General features: G+C 71.1%; 18 protein-coding genes, 5 tRNA genes and 1 riboswitch. Of the genes, 11 read left to right on the top strand and 12 right to left on the bottom strand.

Translation table 11 applies throughout. From position 1 onward, the window contains the following. Positions 1 to 85: 85 nt before the first annotated feature. The 5 genes from F603_RS0121095 to F603_RS0121115 form a co-directional block, all read right to left on the bottom strand. Positions 86 to 1297 carry a M23 family metallopeptidase gene (locus tag F603_RS0121095; protein WP_019547958.1) on the bottom strand — a complete coding sequence of 404 codons (1212 nt, stop codon included), beginning with the start codon at positions 1295 to 1297 and terminating at the stop codon, positions 86 to 88. An 11-nt stretch (positions 1298 to 1308) separates the two neighbouring features. Beyond that, a riboswitch (cyclic di-AMP (ydaO/yuaA leader) is annotated at positions 1309 to 1477 on the bottom strand. Positions 1478 to 1728: 251 nt separating this feature from the next. Continuing rightward, on the bottom strand, positions 1729 to 2901 hold the full coding sequence (locus F603_RS0121100; protein WP_158678667.1) for a PP2C family protein-serine/threonine phosphatase: 1173 nt from the start codon (positions 2899 to 2901) through the stop codon (positions 1729 to 1731). 140 nt (positions 2902 to 3041) lie between these two features. Then, positions 3042 to 3114: transfer RNA gene (locus tag F603_RS0121105), tRNA-Lys, on the bottom strand. A gap of 196 nt (positions 3115 to 3310) precedes the next feature. After that, positions 3311 to 5425: a DEAD/DEAH box helicase gene (locus F603_RS0121110; protein WP_026328607.1), complete on the bottom strand. Its 2115-nt coding sequence runs from the start codon at positions 5423 to 5425 to the stop codon at positions 3311 to 3313. Positions 5426 to 5643: 218 nt separating this feature from the next. Next, the gene (locus tag F603_RS0121115; protein ID WP_016905993.1) at positions 5644 to 5997 is read right to left on the bottom strand and encodes a metallopeptidase family protein; all 354 of its coding nucleotides are present in this window, start codon (positions 5995 to 5997) and stop codon (positions 5644 to 5646) included. 119 nt (positions 5998 to 6116) lie between these two features. Between F603_RS0121115 and F603_RS0121120 the strand changes: the two genes are divergently transcribed. The 4 genes from F603_RS0121120 (at position 6117) to F603_RS0121135 (ending at position 8173) form a co-directional block, all read left to right on the top strand. Further along, on the top strand, positions 6117 to 7742 hold the full coding sequence (locus tag F603_RS0121120) for a metallophosphoesterase family protein (protein WP_425427002.1): 1626 nt from the start codon (positions 6117 to 6119) through the stop codon (positions 7740 to 7742). Positions 7743 to 7900: 158 nt separating this feature from the next. After that, positions 7901 to 7973, top strand: a tRNA-Glu gene (locus F603_RS0121125). 47 nt (positions 7974 to 8020) lie between these two features. Beyond that, positions 8021 to 8095 (top strand) — tRNA-Asp (locus F603_RS0121130). 4 nt (positions 8096 to 8099) lie between these two features. Next, positions 8100 to 8173: transfer RNA gene (locus F603_RS0121135), tRNA-Phe, on the top strand. 118 nt (positions 8174 to 8291) lie between these two features. On the opposite strand, the gene F603_RS0121140 is transcribed toward F603_RS0121135, so the two are convergent. Together F603_RS0121140 and F603_RS0121145 are read right to left on the bottom strand one after the other, a co-directional pair. After that, a complete protein-coding gene (locus F603_RS0121140) occupies positions 8292 to 8792 on the bottom strand; it encodes a GNAT family N-acetyltransferase (protein ID WP_019547962.1) in 501 nt (166 codons plus the stop codon). A 60-nt stretch (positions 8793 to 8852) separates the two neighbouring features. Continuing rightward, on the bottom strand, positions 8853 to 9920 hold the full coding sequence (locus tag F603_RS0121145) for a hypothetical protein (RefSeq protein WP_019547963.1): 1068 nt from the start codon (positions 9918 to 9920) through the stop codon (positions 8853 to 8855). A gap of 153 nt (positions 9921 to 10073) precedes the next feature. On the opposite strand from F603_RS0121145, the gene hrpA reads away from it, so the two are divergent. The 3 genes from hrpA (at position 10074) to F603_RS35995 (ending at position 14632) form a co-directional block, all read left to right on the top strand. Next, a complete protein-coding gene (gene hrpA / locus F603_RS0121150) occupies positions 10074 to 14126 on the top strand; it encodes an ATP-dependent RNA helicase HrpA (protein ID WP_019547964.1) in 4053 nt (1350 codons plus the stop codon). A gap of 108 nt (positions 14127 to 14234) precedes the next feature. Continuing rightward, positions 14235 to 14309 (top strand) — tRNA-Asp (locus tag F603_RS0121155). A 149-nt stretch (positions 14310 to 14458) separates the two neighbouring features. Further along, a complete protein-coding gene (locus F603_RS35995; RefSeq protein ID WP_245600861.1) occupies positions 14459 to 14632 on the top strand; it encodes a DUF6274 family protein in 174 nt (57 codons plus the stop codon). Between the two features lie 787 nt (positions 14633 to 15419). Here F603_RS35995 and bldC read toward each other — a convergent pair. Together bldC and F603_RS0121165 are read right to left on the bottom strand one after the other, a co-directional pair. Beyond that, positions 15420 to 15626 (bottom strand): developmental transcriptional regulator BldC, encoded by a 207-nt coding sequence (bldC, locus tag F603_RS0121160; RefSeq protein ID WP_016905998.1) that lies wholly within the window; start codon positions 15624 to 15626, stop codon positions 15420 to 15422. A 536-nt stretch (positions 15627 to 16162) separates the two neighbouring features. Continuing rightward, positions 16163 to 17038, bottom strand: a complete 876-nt coding sequence (locus F603_RS0121165; protein WP_026328609.1) for a DUF8083 family protein — start codon at positions 17036 to 17038, stop codon at positions 16163 to 16165. A gap of 408 nt (positions 17039 to 17446) precedes the next feature. On the opposite strand from F603_RS0121165, the gene F603_RS0121170 reads away from it, so the two are divergent. Together F603_RS0121170 and F603_RS0121175 are read left to right on the top strand one after the other, a co-directional pair. After that, positions 17447 to 18514 carry a Leu/Phe/Val dehydrogenase gene (locus tag F603_RS0121170; protein ID WP_026328610.1) on the top strand — a complete coding sequence of 356 codons (1068 nt, stop codon included), beginning with the start codon at positions 17447 to 17449 and terminating at the stop codon, positions 18512 to 18514. A 256-nt stretch (positions 18515 to 18770) separates the two neighbouring features. Continuing rightward, a complete protein-coding gene (locus tag F603_RS0121175; protein ID WP_019547967.1) occupies positions 18771 to 19025 on the top strand; it encodes a DUF3073 domain-containing protein in 255 nt (84 codons plus the stop codon). A gap of 111 nt (positions 19026 to 19136) precedes the next feature. On the opposite strand, the gene purM is transcribed toward F603_RS0121175, so the two are convergent. Further along, positions 19137 to 20210 (bottom strand): phosphoribosylformylglycinamidine cyclo-ligase, encoded by a 1074-nt coding sequence (purM, locus tag F603_RS0121180; protein WP_019547968.1) that lies wholly within the window; start codon positions 20208 to 20210, stop codon positions 19137 to 19139. Between the two features lie 131 nt (positions 20211 to 20341). After that, on the bottom strand, positions 20342 to 21904 hold the full coding sequence (gene purF, locus F603_RS0121185) for an amidophosphoribosyltransferase (RefSeq protein ID WP_019547969.1): 1563 nt from the start codon (positions 21902 to 21904) through the stop codon (positions 20342 to 20344). 235 nt (positions 21905 to 22139) lie between these two features. Between purF and F603_RS0121190 the strand changes: the two genes are divergently transcribed. Next, positions 22140 to 22685 (top strand): hypothetical protein, encoded by a 546-nt coding sequence (locus F603_RS0121190; protein ID WP_019547970.1) that lies wholly within the window; start codon positions 22140 to 22142, stop codon positions 22683 to 22685. Between the two features lie 6 nt (positions 22686 to 22691). Here the strand turns inward: F603_RS0121190 and F603_RS0121195 are convergent, their stop codons facing one another. Then, the gene (locus F603_RS0121195; protein WP_019547971.1) at positions 22692 to 23519 is read right to left on the bottom strand and encodes a maleylpyruvate isomerase family mycothiol-dependent enzyme; all 828 of its coding nucleotides are present in this window, start codon (positions 23517 to 23519) and stop codon (positions 22692 to 22694) included. 235 nt (positions 23520 to 23754) lie between these two features. On the opposite strand from F603_RS0121195, the gene F603_RS32530 reads away from it, so the two are divergent. Beyond that, positions 23755 to 24231 carry a PH domain-containing protein gene (locus F603_RS32530; protein ID WP_019547972.1) on the top strand — a complete coding sequence of 159 codons (477 nt, stop codon included), beginning with the start codon at positions 23755 to 23757 and terminating at the stop codon, positions 24229 to 24231. Positions 24232 to 24243: the final 12 nt, after the last annotated feature.

The raw sequence follows: 24243 nt of genomic DNA on the forward strand, positions 1-24243 counted from the left end.
GTGCTCGCCGGAAGCGGTACGGCGGCAGCCGCCCGCACTTCCGGCGGGCGAGGCGGCGGCGCGCTCGCGCGGGCGCGCCGGACGCTCAGACGTTGAGCCCCTTGCCCCGCAGCCAGGGCAGCGGGTCGACCGCGTCGCCGCCGCCGGGACGGACCTCGACGTGCAGGTGCGGCCCCGAGGAGTTGCCCGTGGAGCCGACGCGGCCGATGACGTCGCCGGTGGAGACCTTCTCGCCCGCGGACTTGGTCATCGAGGAGAGGTGGCAGAACCACAGCTCCGTGCCGTCGTCGAGCTCCAGCACGATGCGGTAGCCGTACGAGCCGGCCCAGCCGGCCTCCTTGACCGTTCCGGTGTGCACGGCCTTGACGGGCGTGCCGTTGGGAGCTGCGAAGTCCTGCCCGGTGTGGTCGCTCTGCCACATCCCGCCCGCCTGGCCGTAGCCGGCGCTGAGTTGGTACGAGGTGAGCGGCAGGGTGTAGCTGGCGCGGAGCTTGGCGAGGCGCTCGGCCTCCGCCTTCTTCCGCTTCTCCTCGGCGATCTTCCGCTTCTTCTCGGCCTCGGCCTTCCGCTCGGCGGTGGCCTTCTTCTCGGCCTCGGCGGCGGCCTTCCGCGCAGCCTTCTCGACGGCCTGCTCCCGTGCGGTCGCGTCGGCCTCGGTCTGCTGCTGTTCGGCCTGAGCGAGGATGCGGGCGCGCAGCGCCTCGCCGGCGTCCTCGTCCTCGCCTTCGGAGGCCGTGGAGCCGCCGGTGAGGCTGGCCTGGGTGAGCGGCGCGGCTTGCGCCGCCCCCTCAGCGTCGTCGGAGTCCGACACCAGGTCGCCGACGCCCGGGAGTTGGCCCGCGTCGGGCAGGTGGTCCGAGATGTTCTTGACGTGGTCCGAAGCCGAGGCGAGGTCGGGCATCGAGATCGAGGCAGGGCCCTTGTCCTGCGCCGTCGCCATGCCGCCCGCGCCCACGGCCGCGATCATGCCGACGCCGAGGACGGCGCCGCTGCGGGCCATGCCGCCCGAACGTTGCTTGCCGACACGGTGCTTGCCCCGTACCTGGCGGACGGAGTCCTCGGTCGGGTTCCACTCGTCGAACGGCTCGTCACCGCGCGGGCCGTAGACCTCGGGACCGTAGGAGGCGGCGTATCCGTCGTCGATGCGCTCGATCGGCTCGGTGCGGTAGTCGCCTGCGGTGTGGGGGTAGCCGAACTCGTCGGCGGTGTACGGCTCTTGAGAGCCGAAGCGGGCGTGCGAATCGCCGACCGCGCTCCGCGCGTACGCCCCCTCGGGGGCATGCCTCTTCGACGCCACGGGGGGCGTTCTCCTTTCCTTCCTCTCGCCTACCGGGTTAGCTGACGGGTTCGGAGCAGGAAGGTCTCCTACGAACCGCTCGCCGCTGAGCGGGAGTTGTCCGATTCACCCCGTCCTCCGCGGGAGCGGAGGGGTGGTTCCCCGGTTCCCTCAGTGCGTCTCATCGGGTGTGACCCGTGTGAGCACACGTACAGGATTCGGCGACGGCGCACGGTGCCGTCTCTCGTAACGGCAGTGACGACCGCGCTGCGTTATCGGACGTTAATAGAAACGAGCCCTTGATTCCAAGCTGTTCCGACGACTTCCCGAACGCTCCGCGGATCACTTACCAGGAGGAGACCGGTCAAACTGGGCGCGATCTCACGTGAATTGAGGCGAAGAACTTCACAGAGTGACGAGCGACTCATCCACCCAGAACCGTCACCCCTCCCTCACTCGCCCCCCTTCGCCTCGTCCTCGGAACCCGGCCCACCCGCATCCGCACGCCCTTCGGTGACATCCGCCACGTCCGCATGCCGCTCCAGGGCGAGCAGCGCCATGTCGTCCGACGCACCACCGCCCGTGTATGCGGTCACATCGTCGACGAGGAGATCGACCATCTCCTGCGCGTCGGCGTACGGGAGTTCGGCGAGGCGCTCCGCGAGCGGGTAGAAGACGCGCTGCGTGTCGCGCGCCTCCGAGAGCCCGTCGGTGTACAGCAGCAACAGGGCGCCCGGCGGGAAGTCGGACTCCTCCGGGTGCTCGGGCCACTCACCCAGCTGACTCATGCCGAGCGGGGTGTTGGGCACGCGCGCGGAGAGCGACCGCACGGTGCCGTCGTGGACGAGGAACGGCGGCGGATGCCCGCGGTTGAGCAGCCTCAGCACCCCGGGCCGCCCGTGCGGCACCTCCGCGAGGAGAGCAGTGGTGAACCCCTCCAACTGCGCCTCCCCCTCCTGCCGGGAGCCCTCGCGTTGCAGCGCGCGCTCCAACCGCTGGGCGAGCCGTGTCAGCGTCGGCTCCTGCTCGGCCGCCTCCCGGAAGGCACCGGTGATGATCACCACCGCCTCGACGGCCCCGACGCCCTTGCCGCGTACGTCCCCGATGAGCAACCGGACCCCGAACGGAGATGCCTGCGCGACGTAGAAGTCCCCGCCGATGGTCGCGCCCGACTGCGCGGCCTCGTACCGCGCCGCCACGTTGCAGCCGTCCACCCGGGCCGGCGGTGCGGGGAGCACCGCGAGCTGGATCGCCTCCGCCACCGTGCGGGCCGAAGCGAGGCGCCTCCCGCTACGGCGCATCACGTAATTGAGCATCAGCGCGAAGGCGGAGACGACGAGCACGCTCAGGCCCGACAACCTCGTGTCGAGCGAGCGCTCCTCCATGAGGCTCGCTACCGCGAAGAGCAGCCCCGTCGAGACGAGACCGGTCAGCACCGTCGCGACGAACCCCTGGAGCGCCGCAGCAGCGACCGGTGCCGCGGCGAAGAGCGCGGAGATGATGACGTGCCCCGGGGTGAGAAGCTCGAAGCCGATCCCGAGCACGATGAAGAACGCCGGCAGCAAGTCGGCACAACGCCGCAACGCCGGGTGCATCTCCCCGTATTCGCCACTGGTAGCCCGCACCGTCCCAATCTGACCCGCGGCCGGGGCGCCGGCCACTCGGAGAGGTCCAATGGGCCGACCCGGGCGCGGCCCGCCCACGGGCGGCGCTCCAACCCGCCCGCGTGCAATGGCGGTTGACGCCCGAACGGGGGAAGTGCGAGTAGGCCGCGTGGGACTCGAACCCACAACCAACAGATTAAAAGTCTGCTGCTCTGCCAATTGAGCTAGCGGCCCGCCGCCCCAGCATATCCCTCGTCCCGCCGCGGCTTCGAGGGCATTCGCCTGCCGGGCCCACCGCACGCGACGAGGCGCGGCGGGCGTCCTCCTGCGGGATGCACGAAGGCCCCCGGCACGGGGGCCGGGGGCCTTCCTTGCGTCATCCGCTCAGCCGGGCGCGGAGCTCGTTCCGCGCCCGGACCGCAGCGGTACGTCAGCCGTTGCGCTTCCAACGGGGCTTGTCCGCACGGCGGTCGTTGGAGCGGGGGGCGCCACCGCGGTAGTCGCCGCCGCGGCCGTGGGGCCTGCGGTCGTCGCGACGGTCGCGGTTGTAGGGGCGGTCGCCGTTGTACGGGCGGTCGTTGCGGGGGCCGCCGCGGAAGCCGCCCCTGTCGTCCCTGCGGTCGTCACGGCGGAAGTCGTCCCTGCGGGGACCGCCGCGGCGGTCGTCCCTGCGGAAGCCACCGTCGCGCTGGTCCTCCCTGCGGAAGCCACCGTCGCGCTGGTCGTCACGGCGGAAGCCGCCCTCGCGCTGATCGTCCCTGCGGAAGCCGCCCTCGCGCTGGTCACGGCCGCCCGGCCGGCCACCGCGGTGACCGTTGAATCCGCCGCGGTCGCGGCCGCCGCGGTCGTCGCGCCGGTAGCCGCCCTTGCGGTCGTCGCGCCCCCGGTCCTGGTTGTTGCGCTGCTCCCGCTCGCGCTTCTCGCGCTCACGGCGCTCGCGCCGCTCCCGCTCCATCCGCTCACGGCGCTCCGCCTCGGCACGCTCCTCGGCCTCCGCCTCGGCACGCGCCGTCTCCTCGGAGGCCGCGACCGCGGCCTCCGGGTCGTCGCCCCGCTCCTTCGCCGCCTTCGCGGTGAGCAGCGACGCCTCGTCGCGCAGCTCGGTCGCGCGCTGCTTCGCCTCCTCGAGCTGGCGGGCGAGCTGGCGCGCCTCGCGGTCGGCCTGCTTCGCCGAGCTCGCCGCCGACTCCGCCTGGAGTTCGGTGAGCGAGCGGGCGCCGGTGATCCGCGCGACGTCGTCGTCGAAGACGTCGCCGCGGCCGATGGTGTGCCGGGACGCGTCGACGCCGGCGTCCTCCATGAGGCGGAAGATCTGGCGCCGCTGGTGCGGGAGCGCGAGCGAGACGACCGTCCCCGACTGCCCGGCGCGCGCGGTGCGCCCCGAGCGGTGGAGGTAGTCCTTGTGGTCGCCCGCGGGGTCGACGTTGAGGACGAGGTCGATGCCGTCGACGTGGATGCCGCGGGCCGCGACGTCCGTCGCCACGAGCGCGTTGACCTTGCCGTCCTTGAAGTCGGCGAGGGTGCGGGTACGGGCGCCCTGCGTCATGCCGCCGTGGAGCGCGTCAGCGCGGACGCCGGCCTCGCGCAACTGCTCCGCGATGCGGTCGGCACCGAGCTGGGTGCGGACGAAGATGATGGTGCGGCCCTTGCGCGCGGCGATCGCCGTCGTCACGGGGGCCTTGTCCTTCGGCTTCACGACGAGCACGTGGTGGGTCATCGTCGTGACGGCGCCCTGGGCCGCGTCGACCTCGTGGCTCACCGGGTCGACGAGGTAGCGGCGGACGAGCGAGTCGATCTCCTTCTCCATCGTGGCGGAGAAGAGCATCCGCTGACCGCCCTCGGGGACGAGGTCGAGCAGCTCGGTGACCTCCGGCAGGAAGCCGAGGTCGGCCATCTGGTCGGCCTCGTCGAGGATCGCCACCTCGGTCGCGTCGAGCGAGCAGGAGCCGCGGTTGATGAGGTCGCGCAGGCGGCCGGGGGTGGCGACGAGGATGTCGACGCCGCGCTCCAGCGCGGAGATCTGGTTCGCCATCGAGGTGCCGCCGCAGACGACCTTCAGCCGCAGCCCGAGGGTGTCGCCGTAGGGCTGAAGCGCGTCGGAGACCTGCATCGCGAGCTCGCGGGTGGGCGTGAGGATCACGCCGCGCGGGTGCTTGCGCTGCGTACGGCCGCCGCTGAGGCGGGTGAGCAGCGGCAGGCCGAAGGAGAGGGTCTTGCCGGAGCCGGTGCGCCCGCGGCCGAGGATGTCCTTGCCGCCGAGAGCGTCGGGGATCGTCGCGGCCTGGATCGGGAACGGCGCGGTCACACCGTTCTGGCCCAGCTTGCGGACGACGGCCTCGGGGAGGCCGAGGCCGGCGAAGGTCGGGCCCTCGGGCTCGTCGTCGACGTCGGCCGGCTCGGCGACCTCGTCCGCCTCGAGGGCGGCGAGCGCCTCGCTGTCCGTGGGCGCGGCCTGCGCGGGGATCATCGGAGCGGCCTCGGGGCCGTTGTCCGGGTCGTTCGGCTCCGCGTCGAAGTGGAGGGAGTCATGAGTAACAACAGACATGCGAAATCTGACCTTCCGGAGTCATAGCGGCACGCGCCCAGAACTCCGTGAATTCGCAAGAGACCGCCTTGTGCGGTCAGCCACGGTCAAAGAGGAACGCGCCACACGGCGCGCTCTGCCAACGGCGCCGGGCAAATGGGATCAAACGATCTACCAGCATACGCACCCCACCCTGGGCAGCGCAAATGCAGCCCCGGCCGGGCTCGAACGCCCGCCGGCTACCCGTAGCCGAGCGAGTGGAGCCGGTCGTCGTCGATGCCGAAGTGATGCGCGATCTCGTGGACGACCGTCACCTCCACCTCCTCCACGACGAGCTCGCGGTCCCCTCCCTCACGCTCCACCATCCGCAGCGTCGGCCCGCGGTAGACCGTGATGCGGTCGGGCAGCACCCCCGCGTACCACTCGCCGCGCTCGGTGAGCGGCGTGCCCTCGTAGAGCCCGAGCAGCTCGGGGTCCCCGGCGGGCGGCTCGTCCTCGACGAAGACCGCCACGTTGTCCATGAGCCGCGTCAGCTCCTCGGGGATGCGATCGAGCGCCTGGGCGACCAGCTCCTCGAACTCCTCGCGCGTCATCTCCAGCACCCCGCCATTGTCGGACACCCGCCCCTGCACACCCACCCCGGGTTCGGCCCCGCCACAGGCGGCGGGCGACGACCGCATAGCGCCGCCGCGCGGCGGGCATACCGCCCCCCATGTCCGGACTCCCCCGGAAGCAGTGGCACGCGCGGGTGAGCACGGCCCTGGAAGGGCTGCGCTCGCGGGCGACGTCGCGGGTACGGTCCGTGCGCCGGCGCGCGCCCGCCGGCGGTTCCGGCGTCACGACGGGCCGTATGCGCCGTGCGTACCTCAGAGCGCTGGGGATGGGAGCCGTCACGCTCCTCGGCGCCTGGCTCGGGCTGCTCGCCGTCGGCAGCCTCGGTACGACCTCGCCCGTGGGCCCCGTCGACACCCATATGTCGCTCAAGCCCTCGCTCGAAGGCGGCACGACCGTCGACGTAGCACCCCTGGGCGCGCTCCAACTCCGCAGCCACCAGGGGCCGATGCGGCTCGACGTCGACATCCAGCGTCTCGACCAGGAGCGCGCCTCGGCGCTCGTCGACCACCCGGAGCGCCTGGAGGGCCTCGACGACGAGATCGTCTCCGACGTCAGGGCCGGCGCCGGAAACGTACTGCTCCGCTCCGGTCTCGCCGCCGCCGCGGGGGCGTGCGCGCTGGGGCTCGTCGTCTACCGACGCCCGCGCCGGGCGCTCGCAGCGGGCGGCCTCGCGCTGCTGCTCTTCGCCGTCTCCAGCGGGACGGCCTACGCCACCTGGAACCCCGAGTCCGTACTGGAGCCCCGCTATTCGGGGCTGCTCGCCAGCGCGCCCTCCGTCGTCGGGAACGCGCGCAGCATCGCCACGGAGTTCGACGTGTACCAGCGGGAACTCGCCCGCCTCGTCACCAACGTCACCAAGCTCTACGACACCGCGTCCACCCTTCCCGCCTACAGCCCCGACCCCTCGACCACGCGCGTGCTCCACATCTCCGACGTGCACCTCAACCCGGCGGCCTGGCACATCGTCGGCTCACTCGTCGAGCAGTACGACATCGACGTCATCGTCGACACCGGCGACACCATGGACCACGGCACCCCTCCGGAGAACGGATTCCTCGCGCCGATCAGGGAGTTGGGCGCACCGTACGTGTGGGTGCGGGGCAACCACGACTCGAAGAGCACGCAGGACGCCGTGGGGAAGCTGGGGCGCCACGTCCACGTCCTCGACGAGGGCGCGACGGTCGACGTGGCGGGGTTGCGCCTCGCCGGCTGGGGCGACCCGCAGTTCACGCCCGACCGCTCCGTCGACGCGGCGGGCGACGACGTCGAAATCGCGGACGGCCGCCGCCTCGCCACCGCACTGCGCGCGCAGCGCGCCGCCGGCAACCCCGTCGACATCGCGCTCGGCCACAACCCCGAACTCGCCAAGCAGACCGACGGAGTCGTCCCGCTCGCCCTCGCCGGCCACACCCACCAGCGCAGCAACGAGGTCCTGCCCAAGGGCACCCGGCTGATGGTCGAGGGGACCACGGGCGGCGGCGGACTGCGCGCCGTCGAGGGCGACGAGCCGCAGAAGGTCCAGGCGTCCGTGCTCTACCTGGACAGCGAGACGCACCGCCTCCAGGCGTGGGACGAGGTCGCCCTGGGCGGCCTCGGCCTCTCCAAGGCGGAGGTCTCCCGCCACCTCCCGGGGGACGCGAGGCCGGGCACGACGCCCTCGGAGTCGCCCGGCGCCGTACCGGAGAGCTCCGACAGCTCCCCTTCTTCGAGTGATCCCGAGTGACCGGAGTTGACGCTTCGGCGGGCACCGCCCCACCGGACCCGCACTCGTCCCACCGAGCCGAGGAGGCCCCACCACCAACCGTTTTGGCGAACCGCGCCCCCATCCCATATGCTTCTCACGTCCCCGACGCGCTGATCAAGCGCCCAGGTGGGCCATCAGCCCTCATCGTCTAGTGGCCCAGGACGCCGCCCTTTCAAGGCGGTAGCACGGGTTCGAATCCCGTTGGGGGCACGCAGGCGCCTGTGCGAGACTGTTCCTCGCACAGCGTGTGCAAGCTAGGTCCTGTGGAGCAGCTTGGAGTGCTCGCCACCCTGTCAAGGTGGAGGCCGCGGGTTCAAATCCCGTCAGGACCGCTGCGGCTGGGTAGCTCAGTTGGTACGAGCGTCCGCCTGAAAAGCGGAAGGTCGCCGGTTCGACCCCGGCCCCAGCCACCGCAGCCCGCACAGGGCGGAAGGGTCCCTTCGAGAAACCTCGGGGGGACCTTTCGCATGCTGCCCGCAGTCCTCCGGCAGCCAACCGCCCGCCCCCGGCGCCGACTTGCCCCGCCGCTCACCCCGTCGGACGGTCCACCGCGTACACCGTGACCTGCGCCCCGAGCAGCACCTCGGAGCGGCGGGCGGTGAAGCCGAGGCGCTCGGCGAGGCGTATCGACGGGGTGTTCGCCGGCTGGATCATGGCCGTGAAGCGGTCGGCGGACAGGTGGGCGAAGCCCCAGTCGAGGACGGCGCGGGCCGCCTCGGTGGCGTAGCCGCGGCCGCGGGCCTCCGGGTGGAGCGTCCAGCCGATCTCGACCTCGTCCAGCTCGGGCCAGTGGTGGAGCCCGCAGCGGCCGAGGAACCCGCCGCCCTCGCGGAGCTCGACGGCGAAGAGCCCGTGCCCCCTGCGCTCCCACTCCTCTCGGACCTCGACGAGCCGCCGGTGCGCCGCCTCGCGGTCGCGCGGGACGCCGACGAGGTGGCGGTTGACGCGCGCGTCGGAGTGGAGCTGCCAGAAGGCGTCGAGGTGCTCGGGGCCCAGCGGGGTCAGTGTCAGGCGCTCCGTCTCGATCATGCGGTGAGCGTACGGCAACCGCCCCCGGAGGCAAGCCGGTTGAGGTCTCCGGGCGGCGCCTCAGTCCGGCGCCGGCGCGTTGCGGAAGATCCGCTCCTGACGGCCCCCGGGGTGCCGGTGCCGCCAGATCCAGAAGGCGCCGCAGGAGAGCACCGCCCACCCGGCGAGCACCAGGTACGGCTGGAGGAGCTGGTGTTCTGGGAAGTAGACGGCGGTGTGCTGCGCGTTGACGGACGCGCCAGGCGGCAGCCACTTGCCGATCTCGCCGAGGACGGAGGGAAGCAGCGGCCACGAGACGGCGCCGCCCGACGAGGGGTTGCCGAGCAGGACCATCAGGCCCCACGTCGGAATCATCGCCCAGCGCCCGAAGAGGGCGTTGAACATGGTGAAGACCATCCCCGAGGCGAAGAGCGTGAGCGCGATGATTCCCCACGAAGTGACGAACGGCAGCCGCACCGAGCCCAGCAGCCAGTCGACGACCGCGCAGACGGCGAAGCCGCCGAAGACCGCGTAGCCGGCGGTGAACCCGATCCGCTCCCCCGGCGTGAGTCCGGCCGCGTGGACGCTGAGCTGGATCGCCCCGACGAAGCCGATGATCACGGCGGCGAGCGAGATGTAGAAGATCGCCAGCCCTCTCGGATCGCCGCGCGAGAGCGGTTTGAGGTCGTGTACGTCGACCCGCACCCCGACGCTCCTGCCGACCTCGGGCCCGGTTCGCTGGAGCGTCTCGGCGACCGTGGCGCCCGACGCGCTGGAGACGTCGAGCCGTACGACACCGCGCTGCTGCGCGTCGAGGATCGCGAAGATCCGCTGCTCCTCCACGGCGCGGACGGCGTCCTTGCGGTCCGCGAAGTGCCGCAGCCGCATCGAGCTGTCGAGCGCCCGTTCCATCCCGTCGAGGAACCGCTCCGACTCCGGAATTCCGGAAGGGGAGCCGACGACGGCCGTGGGGATGTTCCGCGGCGTGGGGTTTGCCATTGCGTACGTGTACGAGCCGGCGAAGAGACCGGCGGCGGCACCGATGATGAGCACCAGGACGCACCCCGGCAGGAAGGGAGAGTCGCGGAAGCGTCTCCAGTAGGTGCGGAGCGGGCCGGGTTCCGCAACCGTCCGTTCGTCCTCGCTCATGGGGGTCAGCGTAGGTCCGTGATGTGGCGTTCGTACGGTTATGCCGCTTCCCCAGGCGAGTGGCGCGCACGCCTCTTCCGCCCCGGTGCGCCCCCTGCCCGGTCCGTAATCCGTTCGCCAGCCGAATCACCGAGGTGCGATCCTGGACCTGGTATGTCGACTTCCACGCCCCACTCCCCGGGTCCGCTCAAGGCGCGCCTGCCCGAGCTCATGCTCCGCGACCAGCACCGGCTCGCGCGCAGGCTCGACGGCGCGCGCAAGATCCGCAAGCCGCAGGCCCGCGAAGAGGTCTTGGCGGAGATCTCGGCGGCGATGGACGAGTCCGAGTTGCTCGTCGCCTCGCGCCGCGAGTCCGTCCCCGAGATCAGGTACCCGGAGCAGCTCCCCGTCAGCCAGAAGAAGGACGCGATCCTCGAGGCGGTACGGGATCACCAGGTCGTGATCGTCGCCGGCGAGACGGGCTCGGGAAAGACGACGCAGATCCCGAAGATCTGCATGGAGCTCGGCCGCGGCATCCACGGCACCATCGGCCACACCCAGCCCAGGCGCCTCGCCGCCCGCACGGTCGCCGAACGCGTCGCCGAGGAACTCGACTCCCCACTGGGCGAGACGGTCGGCTGGAAGGTCCGCTTCACGGACCAGGTCGGCGAGAACACCCTCGTCAAGCTGATGACCGACGGCATCCTCCTCGCCGAGCTCCAGCAGGACAGGGAGCTGCGCCAGTACGACACCCTCATCATCGACGAGGCGCACGAGCGCAGCCTCAACATCGACTTCATCCTCGGCTACCTCGCGCAACTCCTGCCCAGGCGCCCGGATCTGAAGGTCGTCATCACCTCGGCGACGATCGATCCGGAGCGCTTCTCGCGGCACTTCGGCGACGCCCCGATCGTCGAGGTGAGCGGCCGGACCTATCCCGTCGAGGTCCGGTACCGCCCGCTGTTGGAGGAGGAGAGCGAGGCGCCCGACCGCGACCAGGCGACGGCGATCGGCGACGCCGTCGAGGAGTTGCAGGCCGAGGCCCCCGGCGACGTCCTCGTCTTCCTCTCGGGCGAGCGGGAGATCAGGGACACGGCGGACGCGTTGGAGAAACGCTTCGCACGCCGGGGCGCGCGCGCCGCTGCGACCGAGGTGCTCCCGCTCTACGCCCGCCTCTCCCATGCGGAGCAGCAGCGCGTCTTCCAACGGCACACGGGCAACCGCGTCGTGCTCGCCACCAACGTTGCCGAGACGTCCCTCACCGTCCCCGGCATCAAGTACGTCGTCGACCCGGGGACGGCGCGGATCTCCCGCTACAGCCACCGCACCAAGGTGCAGCGGCTGCCGATCGAGCCCGTCAGCCAGGCCAGCGCCAACCAGCGCAAGGGCCGTTCGGGACGCACCTCCGAGGGCATCTGCATCCGCCTCTACTCCGAGGAGGACTTCCTCTCCCGCCCGGAGTTCACCGACGCGGAGATCCTGCGGACCAATCTCGCCTCCGTCATCCTCCAGATGCATGCGGCTGGCCTCGGCGCGATCGAGAAGTTCCCCTTCATCGACCCGCCCGACCACCGCAGCATCAAGGCCGGTGTCCAACTCCTGGAAGAACTGGGCGCCCTGCGCGAGGGGAAGCTGACGAAGCTCGGACGGGATCTCGCCCGCCTCCCCGTCGACCCGCGCCTCGCACGCATGGTCCTGGAGGCGGGGCGGAACGGCTGCGTCCGCGAGGTGACCGTCATCGCGGCCGCCCTCTCGCTCCAGGACCCGCGCGAGCGCCCGTCGGACAAGCAGCAGCAGGCGGACCAGCACCACGCCCGCTTCAAGGACCCCACGAGCGACTTCGTCTCCTTCCTCCACCTGTGGGAGTACGTGCACGAGCGGCGCAGGGAGCTCTCCTCCTCCGCTTTCCGCCGGATGTGCAAGCAGGAGTTCCTCAACTATCTGCGCATACGCGAGTGGCAGGACATCTGCTCCCAACTGCGCCAGGTCGCAAGGACGATGGGCCTCAGACCGGAGGAACGCGAGGCGGGGAGCGAAATCCCGGCCGACGCGGTACACCGCTCGCTGCTCGCGGGGCTCCTCTCGCACGTCGGCCTCAAGGACACGGAGAAGAACGAGTACCTCGGGGCACGGAGCGCGAAGTTCGCCGTCTTCCCCGGCTCCGCGCTCTTCAAGAAGCCGCCGCGCTGGGTGATGTCGGCCGAGCTGGTGGAGACGTCCAGACTCTGGGCCAGGGTCAACGCGAAGATCGAACCCGAGTGGATCGAGCCCCTCGCCCAGCACCTGCTGAAGCACACCTACAGCGAACCGCACTGGGAGCAGAAGCAGGCGGCCGTGATGGGGTACGAGCGCGTCACCCTCTACGGCATCCCGATCGTTGCGCAGCGCAAGGTCAACTACGGCCGGATCGACCCGGAGACGTCCCGGGACCTCTTCATCCGGCACGCGCTCGTCGAAGGCGACTGGCGCACCCACCACGAGTTCTTCCGCGAGAACCGCCGACTCCTCGGCGAGGTCGAGGAGTTGGAGCACCGCGCCCGCCGTCGCGACATCCTCGTCGACGACGAGACCCTCTACGACTTCTACGACCAGCGCATCCCCGCCGACGTCGTCTCCGGCGCCCACTTCGACTCCTGGTGGAAGAAGAAGCGCCGCGAAGAGCCCGACCTGCTCAACTTCGAGAAGTCGATGCTCATCAACGAGCAGGCCGAGGGCGTCAGCGAGGCCGACTACCCGGACGTGTGGCGCCAGGACGGCTTGGTCCTGCCCGTCACCTACCAGTTCGAGCCCGGCACAGAGGCCGACGGCGTCACGGTCCACGTCCCGCTCCACGTCCTCAACCAGGTCTCCCCCCAGGGCTTCGACTGGCAGATCCCCGGCGTACGGCACACCCTCGTCACCGAGCTCATCCGCTCGCTGCCCAAGACGATCCGGCGCAACTACGTCCCCGCCCCCGACTACGCCTCCCGCTTCCTCGCGCTCCCCGCCCCCGACGGCACGGGGCCGCTGGCCCGATCGGCCCCGCAGCAGCGCCCGTTGACTTCCGCGCTCGCCGCCGAGCTCCAGCGGATGGTGGGCGTCCCCGTCTCGCCGGAGGACTTCGACACCGCGAAGGTCCCCCCGCACCTGCGGATCACCTTCCGCGTCGTCGACGAGCGCCGCCGCAAGCTCGAAGGCGCCAGCGAGGACAAGGACCTGGAGGCGCTGAAGCTGCGCTTCAAGCCGCAGACACGGGAAGCGATCTCCCGCGCCTTCGAGTCGGCCGAGCGCTCCAAGTCCCGTAAGAAGAAGCAGGGGTCGCAGCCGGACGCGGCGCAGCCGGAGCCGGCCGCCCCCGCCGAGCCCCCTTCGACGCTCCAGCGCACGGGCCTCACCTCGTGGACGCTCGGCACGCTGCCGCGCACCTTCACCTCCCGCAGAGCCGGCCAGCCCCTCAAGGCGTATCCGGCGCTGGTGGACGAGGGCGAGTCCGTCGCGGTACGCCTCTTCGACACGGAGCCGGAGCAGCAGACGGCGATGTGGCGCGGGGTACGGCGGCTCATCCTCCTCAACGTCCCCGCCGATCCGGCGAAGTTCGCCCAGTCGAAACTGAACAACCAGCAGAAACTCGCTCTTTCACGCTCCCCGCACGGCTCGGTCCAGGCCCTCTTCGAGGACTGCACCACCGCGGCGACCGACCGTCTCATCGCCGCGCACGGCGGGCCTCCGTGGGACGAGGAGTCGTTCCGCAAGCTCTTCGACGCCGTCCGCACGGACCTCGTCGACGCCACCCTCGCCACCGTCACGCAGGTCCAACAGGTCCTCGCCGCGTGGCACTCGTGCGAGCAGCGCCTCCGCGCCACCACGAGCCCCGTCCTCGCCGACTCCGCGGCCGACGTCAGGCGCCAACTCGACGAGCTGGTGCACCCCGGCTTCGTCACCGCGCACGGCACCGCCCGCCTCAAGGACCTGCTCCGCTACCTCACCGCAGCCGACCGACGTCTCCAGCAGATGCCGCACAGCCCCGAGCGGGACCGCACGCGGATGGCGAAGGTCCTGGACATGCGGGACGAATACCTGTGGCTGCTGGAGCAGTTCCCGCCCGGCCGCCCGGTACCGCAGGCGGTCCACGAGATCCGCTGGATGGTCGAGGAGCTCCGGGTCAGCTACTTCGCGCATGCGCTCGGCACCAAGTACCCCATCTCGGACAAGCGCATCACGAAGGCCGTGGACGAGGCCGCCCCCTGATGCGGCACTGGGTGACAGTCCGGTCGCCCAGGGTGAGTTCGCTCTGGAGTGCCGTGCTGCTGTAGAGTCTCCTCTCGTGCCCGGCCGATACGCCGCAGCACAGCTCCTGGTCCTGTGGAGCAGCTTGGAGTGCTCGCCACCCTGTCAAGGTGGAGGCCGCGGGTTCAAATCCCGTCAGGACCGCATCCGAAGGCCCGCCGTTCCGGCGGGCCTTTTTCGTGCCCGCACCTCCTCATCCGCCGTGCGCCCGCAGCCGGTTGACGCCCGCACACCAGCGGGGTACGCCTGACCGCAGGGCCACGCACACGGCCGACAGCCTGGGGAGGTGGACGATGCCGAAGCGGCCAGGTGGCACACCCCGCGACGACACGAGGGCCCTCCTACGAGCCCACCTCGCCGACCGCCGAAGGCACCGGCACCTTGCCCGCCATTGCCCGGCCTGCCACCGGCTGTGCCGCCTCGCGCTCCAAGCCCCTCGCACCATCGCGGCCGACGACGATCGGTGACGGCGCCTCAACTTCCGCAATGTGACGCCAGTTCGACACAGCCTGACCAGAACTGACTGCCTACGTGGCCGAATTGGCACCTCTTGTTGTGCAACACCGGTCAGCAGCCCGCACGTTCGCCGCCGCCTCCTCATGAGACGACCGAGGCCCCGTCCACTACCGCATCCATACGCTCCCTCACAAGGGAACACGAACGTGACGGGTGTCACCGAATTTCCCTCAGGAAGGGGGGAACTCGCGGGTCACTCCATGGCGGGCAATTTAATGTGTGCAATGGCACCATACCCAAAGCGACTGGCAGACCCTCCGGCCGTTTCCCCCGACTCCCTTCCCTGCACCGCCCGTTCACCGTCACGGGCGTCACCGCGCATCGTCCCCAGCCGAGCCGCACCTCATGCACCACGCGCGCCTCCGATACGCGCACACCCCCTCGGAAGCACCCCTGAACGGCCGCCTCCACAGGCTCCGTTGCTCCACCGCACCGACACGGAGCTCTGAGCGGCGCCAGAGCGCGCCCAGACGGCACTCCGTGCCCCGAACGGGCCCCGGCGCCCCCAGAAGCGCGCAGCGGCCACAGGAGGCGCTCATACGCGCGCACGCGCCTCGCACACCGAAGCCCGGACATCCAACTTCCGTGCACACAAAGAAAGATCGCGCTGGACCCGGCGGAGTCCAGCGCGATCAACGAGTGAGCGCTGTTGGGGCAGCAGCCCCTCGTGCGGTGCTCTGGGCGTCACAGCGGGGTGGGGGCCCCGCAATTCGCCCGGTTATGCGGTTGTTTCGCTGATCATGCCTCGCTGCGCTGCTGGGGGATGCCCGCCAGCAATGCGCGCACCTCCGCCTCGCGGTAGCGGCGGTGCCCTCCGAGCGTGCGGATGGACGTGAGCTTGCCCGCCTTTGCCCAGCGTGTGACCGTCTTCGGGTCCACGCGGAACATGCTGGCAACCTCAGCCGGGGTCAGCAGCGGCTCGGCTTCAGGGGTGCGAGCGGTCATGAGCGGCCTCCTCGGGAGAACCGAACCATCACGGTTCTTTCCTCTAAATTCTGCACCTTGACCCGCGTTGCCCGATATGGCGCACGCGGGCCGAGTCGGTTATAGGACGAACGGCTTGTCCTCGGCACTACAACTGCACCATCTGTCCAGCCACGTCGGCCAAACCGATGGAATTGCCCTCTCAGGTGTTGAACCTCAACGGAAGCCGATGGACCGTGCCATAGCGGACAGTCACGCCGTCGTGACGATCAGTCACAGCAGGAGCAAGCGGCACCAGCCCCACCGAGAAGTGCAATACCGATCTATCCGCCCAAAGTTGGATGGAAGGAGCCCTCGGCGAACTCCTTGTCCTATTTTGACACGAGGAGCAGCTCTGAGAGCAAGACCCCGATTAAGTGCGATCCATCACGCTTGAGGCAATAGCCCGGTTCGGGACGTAGGTCCCATCCGTGCGCACTTTACTGCCGCCCGCACACCGACCGCGCACCGCACCCTCGGCTCCACCGCCCCGCAGTCCAACACGGAGGACGCGGCGCTCAGTTGGCGAACTGGAGCTCGCGCACCGCCCGCCACCGCAAGGTGAGCCGCTCGTACGCCTCACCCGCGGCCTCCTCGTCGCCGGCACGGAGCGCGGCGAGCCCCTCGGCGACGTCCGCCGCCGAATGGTCCGCTGCGAGCTGCTCGTCGCCGATCGCGTACGCGAGGCCGCCGTAGTCCAGTTCGACGAGCGAACGCGGGTGGAATTCCTCCAGCCAGCGCCCCACATCTACCAGGCCCTCGATGAGCGGTCCCTCCTCGAGCTCCTCGCGGAGCACTTTCAAGCCCCTCGCAAGGCGCCGCCGTGCCTGCACCATAGGGGTGCGATAGCGAAGGACGAACTGCTGTCCGCTCTCCTCACCGGAACCGGACTTCCCAAACTCCCTCTCGTCGTCGGCGAAGAGCACGAACCACCGCACCGGAACCTGCCACACCGCGGTCCGAATCCACGGCCGCGCATCGGGGTTCCGCTCCCGCCAGCGGTCGTAGTCCTCGGCCGCCTGCCTGCGCACCACGGGAGGGACGGCCGCGTCCAGTACCGGCTGGGGCATCGCGATCTCCTGGTCGCCGGCGGCCTGGGTGAGCGCCGCCAGCGCCTGCCAGCCGCGGAGCCTCGTGCGCCAGGGGCAGACGCAGGTCACGCCCTCGACCTCGGCGACGAACGCGTCGGCGCTCTCGTGGTGTGGCACCACGACGGGCGGCATCGGCACGAGGTCGGTGAGCGAGCGCCGCACCTCGTCCTGCGCGGTGGGCAGGGTCTCCTGCTGTGCGTAGCGCACCCAGTGGCTGCGCTCCGGCTCCGGGAAGGCGGCGAGCGGCTCGTACACCCGCAGGTAGGACGCGTACGGGACAGTGACCGAAGCCGGCATGGCCACGTGGTTCCTCCAAGGACGGGTGCGGGGATCGCTTGCGGGGGCTCGGCGGACGCGTCGGAACCTCCGTGGAACGGGCGGTTTCCGGAGTGCGAACGCGGGTCCGGAAGACAGTTGACTACCCCATTCCCCGGACCGCAACGTGCCCGCGCTCCGCAGGCCGTACGCTGCCGACGAACCTCCGCGCACCAGGTCCGCCCGGCACCGCGGGGGAACTGCAGGCCCGCACCCGGGCCCTCTCCGCCACAAGCAGGAGCGGCCCGGCGGAGGGCGCCCTTCGCACTAGGAGTCACCACCGTGACCGAACCTTCAACCGGCGTGGAAGACCGAACGGCCCCCGGTACGGGACCGCGCACGCCCGCGCAGACCACCGCGCCCACCGCCGAGACGGGCACCCCCCGCCCTTCCGGGGTGCTGCGCACCCTCTTCCACTCCGAGCAGGGCGGCCACGAACAGGTCGTCCTCTGCCAGGACCCCGCCAGCGGGCTCAAGGCCGTCATCGCGGTTCACTCCACCGCGCTGGGCCCCGCCCTCGGCGGCACCCGCTTCCACGCCTACGCCGACGCGGCAGACCCGGAGGAGGCAGCCCTGCGCGACGCGCTCGACCTGGCCCGCGGAATGTCGTACAAGAACGCGCTCGCGGGGCTCGACCACGGCGGCGGCAAGGCCGTCATCATCGGCGACCCGAGCCGCGACAAGACGGAGGCGCTGCTGCGCGCCTACGGCAGGTACGTCGCCTCGCTCGGCGGCCGCTACGTCACCGCCTGCGACGTCGGCACCTACGTACAGGACATGGACGTGGTCGCCGAGGAGTGCCGCTGGACGACGGGGCGCTCACCCGAGAACGGCGGCGCCGGGGACTCCTCGGTCCTCACGGCGTTCGGCGTCTTCCAGGGGATGCGTGCCACGGCCGCACGCCTGTGGGGAGCGCCGACGCTGCGCGGGCGCACGGTCGGCATCGCGGGCGTGGGCAAGGTGGGGCACCACCTCGTCGAGCACCTCAGGGAGGACGGCGCCGAGGTGGTCGTCACCGACGTGCGCGCGGACGCGGTGCGCCGCGTTCGCGAGGGGCGCCCCGAAGTACGCGCCGTCGAGGACACCTCGGCGCTCGTGCGGCTGCCCGAGCTGGACCTCTACGCCCCCTGCGCCCTCGGAGGCGCGCTCGACGACCGGACCGTCGCCGTTCTCACGGCACGCGGCGTCTGCGGCGCGGCCAACAACCAACTGGCGCACCCCGGGGTGGAGAAGGACCTGGCGGACCGCGGCATCCTCTACGCCCCCGACTACCTCGTGAACTCCGGCGGCGTGATCCAGGTCGCGGAGGAGCTCAAGGGGTTCGACTTCGCACGAGCGAAAGCAAAGGCGGAGAAGATCCACGACACGGCGCTGGCGATCTTCGACCGTGCGGAAGCCGACGGCACCCCGCCTGCGACGGCTGCCGACAGGCTCGCGGAGCAGCGGATCGCAGGGGCCGCGTAGCCGGGAGGGCTTTCTCACGCCCCCTCGGCGGGTCGTTGCGGCACGGGAAGGTAAAATCCGGACTGACCAGCGCAGGAAAGGTCATGGGCGACAGCGGGGCCCTGTCGTGTCGTGCGGGCGACGTACCGTACGAGCGCGGAAGAAGGTACCGTTGAAGCCTGAGAAATGGTCTCTCCCTAGGAGACCGCTCTGATGATTCATGAACGCGTGTCAAGACTCTGGGGCCGTCGAGCCCCGTCGTTGAGGGGGTCGAGCCATGGGGCGCGGCCGGGCCAAGGCCAAGCAGACGAAGGTCGCCCGCCAGCTGAAGTACAACAGCGGTGGGACGGACCTCACACGCCTGGCTGAGGAGCTGGGCGCATCGACGTCGAACCAGTCGCCGAACGGCGAGCGCTTCGAGGAAGATGAGCTGGACGACGACCCGTACGCACAGTACGCGGAGCTGTACAACGACGAGGAGGAGGGCGACGACCAGTCGTCCGACCCGCAGTCGAACCGACGTCGCGCTTGACGTCCACGCACAGTGGCCCGGTCCGGCATTCGCCGGGCCGGGTTCTGTGCTGCCCGGACGCTTTCCCCCGGCCGGCGACCGCCGTGGCGGCGGCCGCCGGCCGGGCGTGGTTCAGCTCGCATGGCCGCCCGTGAGCGTCACCGTGCCGTGATCGGCCCCGGCGCCCTCGGTCACCTCGCCGAGGACCCAGGCGTCCACTCCGCGGTCGGCGAGCGTCGTCAACGCGGTGGAGACCGCATCACCGGGTACGACGGCGACCATGCCGACGCCCATGTTGAGCGTCCGCTCCATCTCCGCGCGCTCCACCCCACCGGCCCGGGAGACGAGCCCGAAGACCGCGGGCGGCGTCCAGGTCGAGCGGTCGAGCTCCGCGTGCAGGCCCTGCGGCATGACGCGGGCGAGGTTGGCGGCGAGGCCGCCGCCCGTGATGTGCGAGAAGGCGTGGACCTCGCAGGCGGCGGCGAGCGCGAGGCAGTCGAGCGAGTAGATTTTCGTCGGTTCTAGGAGCTCCTCGCCGAGGGTGCGGCCGAACTCGGGGACCTGGCGCTCCAGCGCCCACCCGGCACGCTCGAAGAGGACGTGGCGGACGAGCGAGTACCCGTTGGAGTGGAGCCCCGAGGACGCCATGGCGATCACGGCGTCCCCCGCGCGCACCCGCTCGGGGCCGAGCACACTGTCCGCCTCGACGACGCCTGTCCCCGCGCCTGCGACGTCGTACTCGTCGGGTCCCAGCAGCCCGGGGTGCTCGGCGGTCTCGCCGCCGACCAGGGCACAGCCGGCGAGGACGCAGCCCTCGGCGATCCCCTTCACGATCTGCGAGACCCGCTCGGGGACGACCTTGCCGACCGAGATGTAGTCGGTCATGAAGAGCGGCTCGGCACCGCAGACGACCAGGTCGTCGACGACCATCGCGACGAGATCGTGCCCGATGGTGTCGTGGAGGTCCATCCGCTGCGCGACGGCGACCTTGGTGCCGACGCCGTCGGTCGCCGAGGCGAGGAGGGGGCGGCGGTAGTGCGCGAGGGCCGAGGCGTCGAAGAGGCCGGCGAATCCGCCGAGCACGCCGACCGACTCCGGCCGCTGGGCCTTGCGCACCCAGTCCTTCATGAGGTGGACGGCGCGGTCGCCGGCCTCGATGTCGACTCCGGCCGCCGCATAGCTGGCGCCTGGGCTGTCTGTGGTCACGGGTTCGGGGGTCCTTTCTGCGCGCCGCACCGGCCGTACGGGGGCGTCGAGATGGCCGGGCCGCGCGGTGCGCGCGGACGGGCGGGCTCGGTCCTCGCCGGGCTTGTCATGATCTAAGCTGCACGCGCCGTTCAGGGCCGCTTGAGCGCGTCGGCGCCGCCGACTCCGGCGGTGAGGGTGGGGACGCCGTCCGCGTCGGTGGCGGACGCCTCCGTGGTCTCCGTCTCCAGCAGGCGCTTGCCGAGGAGTTCGTGGTCGGGGAGGTCCATCGGGTACTCGCCGTCGAAGCAGGCCCGGCAGAGGTTCGGCTTGGCGATCGTCGTCGCCTCCGTCATGCCGTCGAGGGAGATGTAGGCGAGGGAGTCGGCGCCGAGGGACTTGCCGATCTCCTCGACGGAGAGGCCGTTGGCGATGAGCTCGGCGCGGGTCGCGAAGTCGATCCCGAAGAAGCAGGGCCACTTGATGGGCGGGGAGCTGATCCGGACGTGGACCTCTGCCGCGCCTGCCTCACGGAGCATCCGGACCAGGGCCCGCTGGGTGTTGCCGCGCACGATCGAGTCGTCGACGACGACGAGCCGCTTGCCCCTGATGACTTCCTTGAGCGGGTTGAGCTTGAGCCGGATGCCGAGCTGCCTGATCGTCTGCGAGGGCTGGATGAAGGTCCGGCCCACGTAGCTGTTCTTCACCAGTCCGTTGCCATAGGGAATGCCACTCGCCTCCGCGTACCCGATCGCGGCCGGAGTGCCGGACTCGGGCGTGGCTATGACGAGGTCCGCTTCGGCGGGGGACTCGCCGGCGAGGCGGCGGCCCATCTCGACACGGGAGAGGTAGACGTTCCGGCCGGCGATGTCGGTGTCGGGGCGGGCGAGGTAGACGTACTCGAAGACGCAGCCCTTCGGCCTGGCGTCGGCGAACCGCGTGGAGCGGAGGCCGTCCTCGTCGATGGCGACGAGCTCGCCCGGCTCGATCTCGCGGACGAAGCCGGCTCCGACGATGTCGAGCGCGGAGGTCTCGCTCGCCACGACCCAGCCGCGCTCCAGCCGTCCGAGGACGAGTGGGCGGACGCCCTGCGCGTCACGGGCGGCGTAGAGGGTGTGCTCGTCCATGTAGACGAACGAGAAGGCGCCCTTGACCTGCGGAAGGACCAGCGGGGCCGCCTGTTCGACGGTGAGCGGGTTGCCGTCCTCGTCCGTCTGGCCTGCGAGGAGGGCGGTGACGAGGTCGGTGTCGTTGGTGGCCGCGACCTGGGTCGCACGGCCGCGGCTGCCCGCCGCCTGCTCGGCGACGAGTTCGGCGAGTTCGGCGGTGTTGACGAGGTTGCCGTTGTGTCCGAGTGCGAGGGAGCCGTGCGCCGTCGCACGGAAGGTCGGCTGGGCGTTCTCCCAGACCGAGGCTCCGGTCGTGGAGTACCTGGCGTGCCCGACGGCGATGTGGCCGCGGAGGGAGCCGAGGGAGGTCTCGTCGAAGACCTGGGAGACCAGGCCCATGTCCTTGAAGACCAGGATCTGGGAGCCGTTGCTGACAGCGATGCCTGCGGACTCCTGTCCGCGGTGCTGCAGGGCGTAGAGACCGAAGTACGCGAGTTTGGCGACCTCTTCGCCCGGAGCCCAGACCCCGAAGACGCCGCATGCGTCCTGGGGGCCCTTCTCGCCCGGGAGGAGGTCGTGGTTGAGGTTTCCGTCACCACGTGGCACGTCTTCGAGTCTAGGGCAGGCACGCGGGGAGCGGGGAACCGGGGAGGGCCGGACCCGCTCCGCCCCCGCCGGTGAGCAGCCGTTTCGGGGGCGTCGGGGGTCGCTCCCACCGGACGGCGGCGTCAAACGACCTGCGGACAGGGGCAGTTGATGGCCTTGTGATGCGGCTACACAAGTGGCTACACTCGAGCGGGCCGCCGCAGTGCGGCCTCGACGCCCGACCCCTGGAGGTCTCATGAGCACCGCTGCCCGGCACCCGGCCGAGGAACGCCTCACCGCACGGATACGCACGGCCGTCGAGCAGTACGCGCAGGAGCGAGGCGCAGCGCCCGGCGAGGGGCGGCTCGACTACACACGGTCACTCGCGGACGGCTACGCCGCCCACCGCGAGGAGCCCGGGCCGCTCGCCGCCTACCTGGACGGCCTCGCCGGCGAACTCGCGCTCGCCGACGTCCGTGCGCTGCGGCTCGCAGGCGAGGCCGCCGCCGCCGTGACGCCGCGACTCGTCGAGGCCGCAGCCGACGAGGGCGTACCGCCTCCCCGCATAGCCGAGGAGTTGGGCCTCACACCGTCGCGCGTCTACACGCTCCTCCGCGAGCAGCGACGGGAGCGGGCCCGCGCCGTACTGGAGGGCCGGCTCAGCCCAGCGGAGGCCGCGGGCGACGACCCGCGTGCCGCGCTCGTCCGCTACGGCGCAGCGCTCGTCGGCCTCCCCGCCGAGCACCGGGAGACCGCCGAACGGTTCCTCTCCGGGCTGCGGGCCGCCGCCGAGGAGGCGTGAGGGCCCTCAGCGCAGGACCGGCAACAGATCGCCGAGGTCGGCCCGCTCGCCGCTCGCCGTGAGCGCGCCGTCCTCGCAGGCTCGCGCCCACTCCTCGCGGCCCGTCGCGAGGCGTACCCAGGTGAGCGGGGACGTCTCCACGACGTTCGGCGGGGTGCCCCTCGTGTGCCGGGGCCCCTCGACGCACTGGACGACGGCGAAGGGCGGGACGCGCACCTCGACCGAGGAGCCGGGCGCCTTCGCCGCGAGGGCGTCGGCGAGGACGCGGACGGTGCTTGCGAGCGCCTGCCGGTCGAGATGGGGGGCGACGCCGGTGGCGCGGGCGAGATCATCGCCGTGCACGACGAGTTCGACGAGGCGGGTCACGGTGAAGTCGAGCATGCGCATGGCACCGAAGGCACCGGGGACGAGGAGGTCCTCGCGGACGGCGGACTCCAGCACGGGCTCCAGGTCGGCGACGGCCGCGTCGATGAGGGCCGGTGCGTCCTGCGTGCGGGCGGCCCGCTCGCGGGTGCGCGCGTCGAGGTCCGCTGCGACGTCGCCGTTGGAGAGGGCCCACCGCGGGAGGCTCACCTCGGCGGCCCGCGCGTGTGCCTCGGGGCCGCTGAGGAACTTGGGGACGGCGTCGATCTGGAGGGCGAGGTGGACGAGCAGGTGGTGGACGTCCCAACCGGGGAGTCCTGAGGGGAGGGACCGCTGCTCGGGCGTGAGCCGGTGTGCCGCGTCTGCGGTCGCCTCGACCTGGGCGATGAGGGCCTTGCGGGTCCTGTCCGGGTCGTACGCGCGCAGCTTCCTCGTCGTGCCCGTTGCTGATCTGCGGTGAGCGGACGGCATGCCGGTGAGGTTACCGCCGCCGCGTGCGCCGCGCGCGGGTCGTACGCCGCCGGCTGGAGCGGCGCACCGCGCGGACCGGGGCGCGTGGGCCGGTGCGTCGGGCGTCAACTGCCCTTGCTGGCGCGGCAGACCGAGGGAGACGACCTGTGCCAGGATTCCCCTCATGTCTATTGCGGATCGCCATCTCGCCGACGACGAACAGCTCATATATGTGACGCGACAGCACTGGACCGAAATGGTCAGCGAGTTCGTGATCCTCTGCGTGATCTGGGCGGTCGCAGGTGTGCTCGTCTGGATGGTCTCCGGCGCGGAGTGGGGGACGGCGACGTATGTCGTGCTCGGTGCGGCGGGGATCGCGTCCGTCTGGTTCTGGTTGATTCCGCTGCTGAAGTGGCGCAGCCAGATGTACATCCTGACCACCAAGCGCATCTACAAGCGCACCGGCTTCCTCACCAAGGCGAGCCGCGCCATCCCGCTCCTGCGCGTCAACGACGTCTCGTTCAAGGCGACGCTCTGGGAGCGGATCATGCGGTACGGAACGATCAGCATCCAGTCCGCTTCCGAGCAGGGAAAGATGACGATGCGCCACGTGCCGAAGCCGGAGTGGTTCAAGTCGGAGATCTACCGCGCGGTCGACGAGGAGCAGTCGCGGCAGCAGATGGGCCCCGGGCCGATGGGACCGGGGCCGCAGTGGGGTCCGCCGCAGCACTGAGTACGGCGGCGG

Origin of the sequence: Streptomyces sulphureus DSM 40104 (assembly GCF_000381025.1) — a bacterium.
Taxonomy (GTDB): Bacteria; Actinomycetota; Actinomycetes; order Streptomycetales; family Streptomycetaceae; genus Streptomyces; species Streptomyces sulphureus.

Excerpts from the sequence above, each read along its gene's own strand:
- F603_RS0121110 (WP_026328607.1), bottom strand. The coding sequence starts at position 5,425 with ATGTCTGTTGTTACTCATGACTCCCTCCACTTCGACGCGGAGCCGAAC.
- F603_RS0121115 (WP_016905993.1), bottom strand. The coding sequence starts at position 5,997 with ATGACGCGCGAGGAGTTCGAGGAGCTGGTCGCCCAGGCGCTCGATCGC.
- F603_RS0121120 (WP_425427002.1), top strand. The coding sequence starts at position 6,117 with ATGTCCGGACTCCCCCGGAAGCAGTGGCACGCGCGGGTGAGCACGGCC.
- F603_RS0121140 (WP_019547962.1), bottom strand. The coding sequence starts at position 8,792 with ATGATCGAGACGGAGCGCCTGACACTGACCCCGCTGGGCCCCGAGCAC.
- F603_RS0121145 (WP_019547963.1), bottom strand. The coding sequence starts at position 9,920 with ATGAGCGAGGACGAACGGACGGTTGCGGAACCCGGCCCGCTCCGCACC.
- hrpA (WP_019547964.1), top strand. The coding sequence starts at position 10,074 with ATGTCGACTTCCACGCCCCACTCCCCGGGTCCGCTCAAGGCGCGCCTG.
- F603_RS35995 (WP_245600861.1), top strand. The coding sequence starts at position 14,459 with ATGCCGAAGCGGCCAGGTGGCACACCCCGCGACGACACGAGGGCCCTC.
- bldC (WP_016905998.1), bottom strand. The coding sequence starts at position 15,626 with ATGACCGCTCGCACCCCTGAAGCCGAGCCGCTGCTGACCCCGGCTGAG.
- F603_RS0121175 (WP_019547967.1), top strand. The coding sequence starts at position 18,771 with ATGGGGCGCGGCCGGGCCAAGGCCAAGCAGACGAAGGTCGCCCGCCAG.
- F603_RS0121190 (WP_019547970.1), top strand. The coding sequence starts at position 22,140 with ATGAGCACCGCTGCCCGGCACCCGGCCGAGGAACGCCTCACCGCACGG.
- F603_RS0121195 (WP_019547971.1), bottom strand. The coding sequence starts at position 23,519 with ATGCCGTCCGCTCACCGCAGATCAGCAACGGGCACGACGAGGAAGCTG.
- F603_RS32530 (WP_019547972.1), top strand. The coding sequence starts at position 23,755 with ATGGTCAGCGAGTTCGTGATCCTCTGCGTGATCTGGGCGGTCGCAGGT.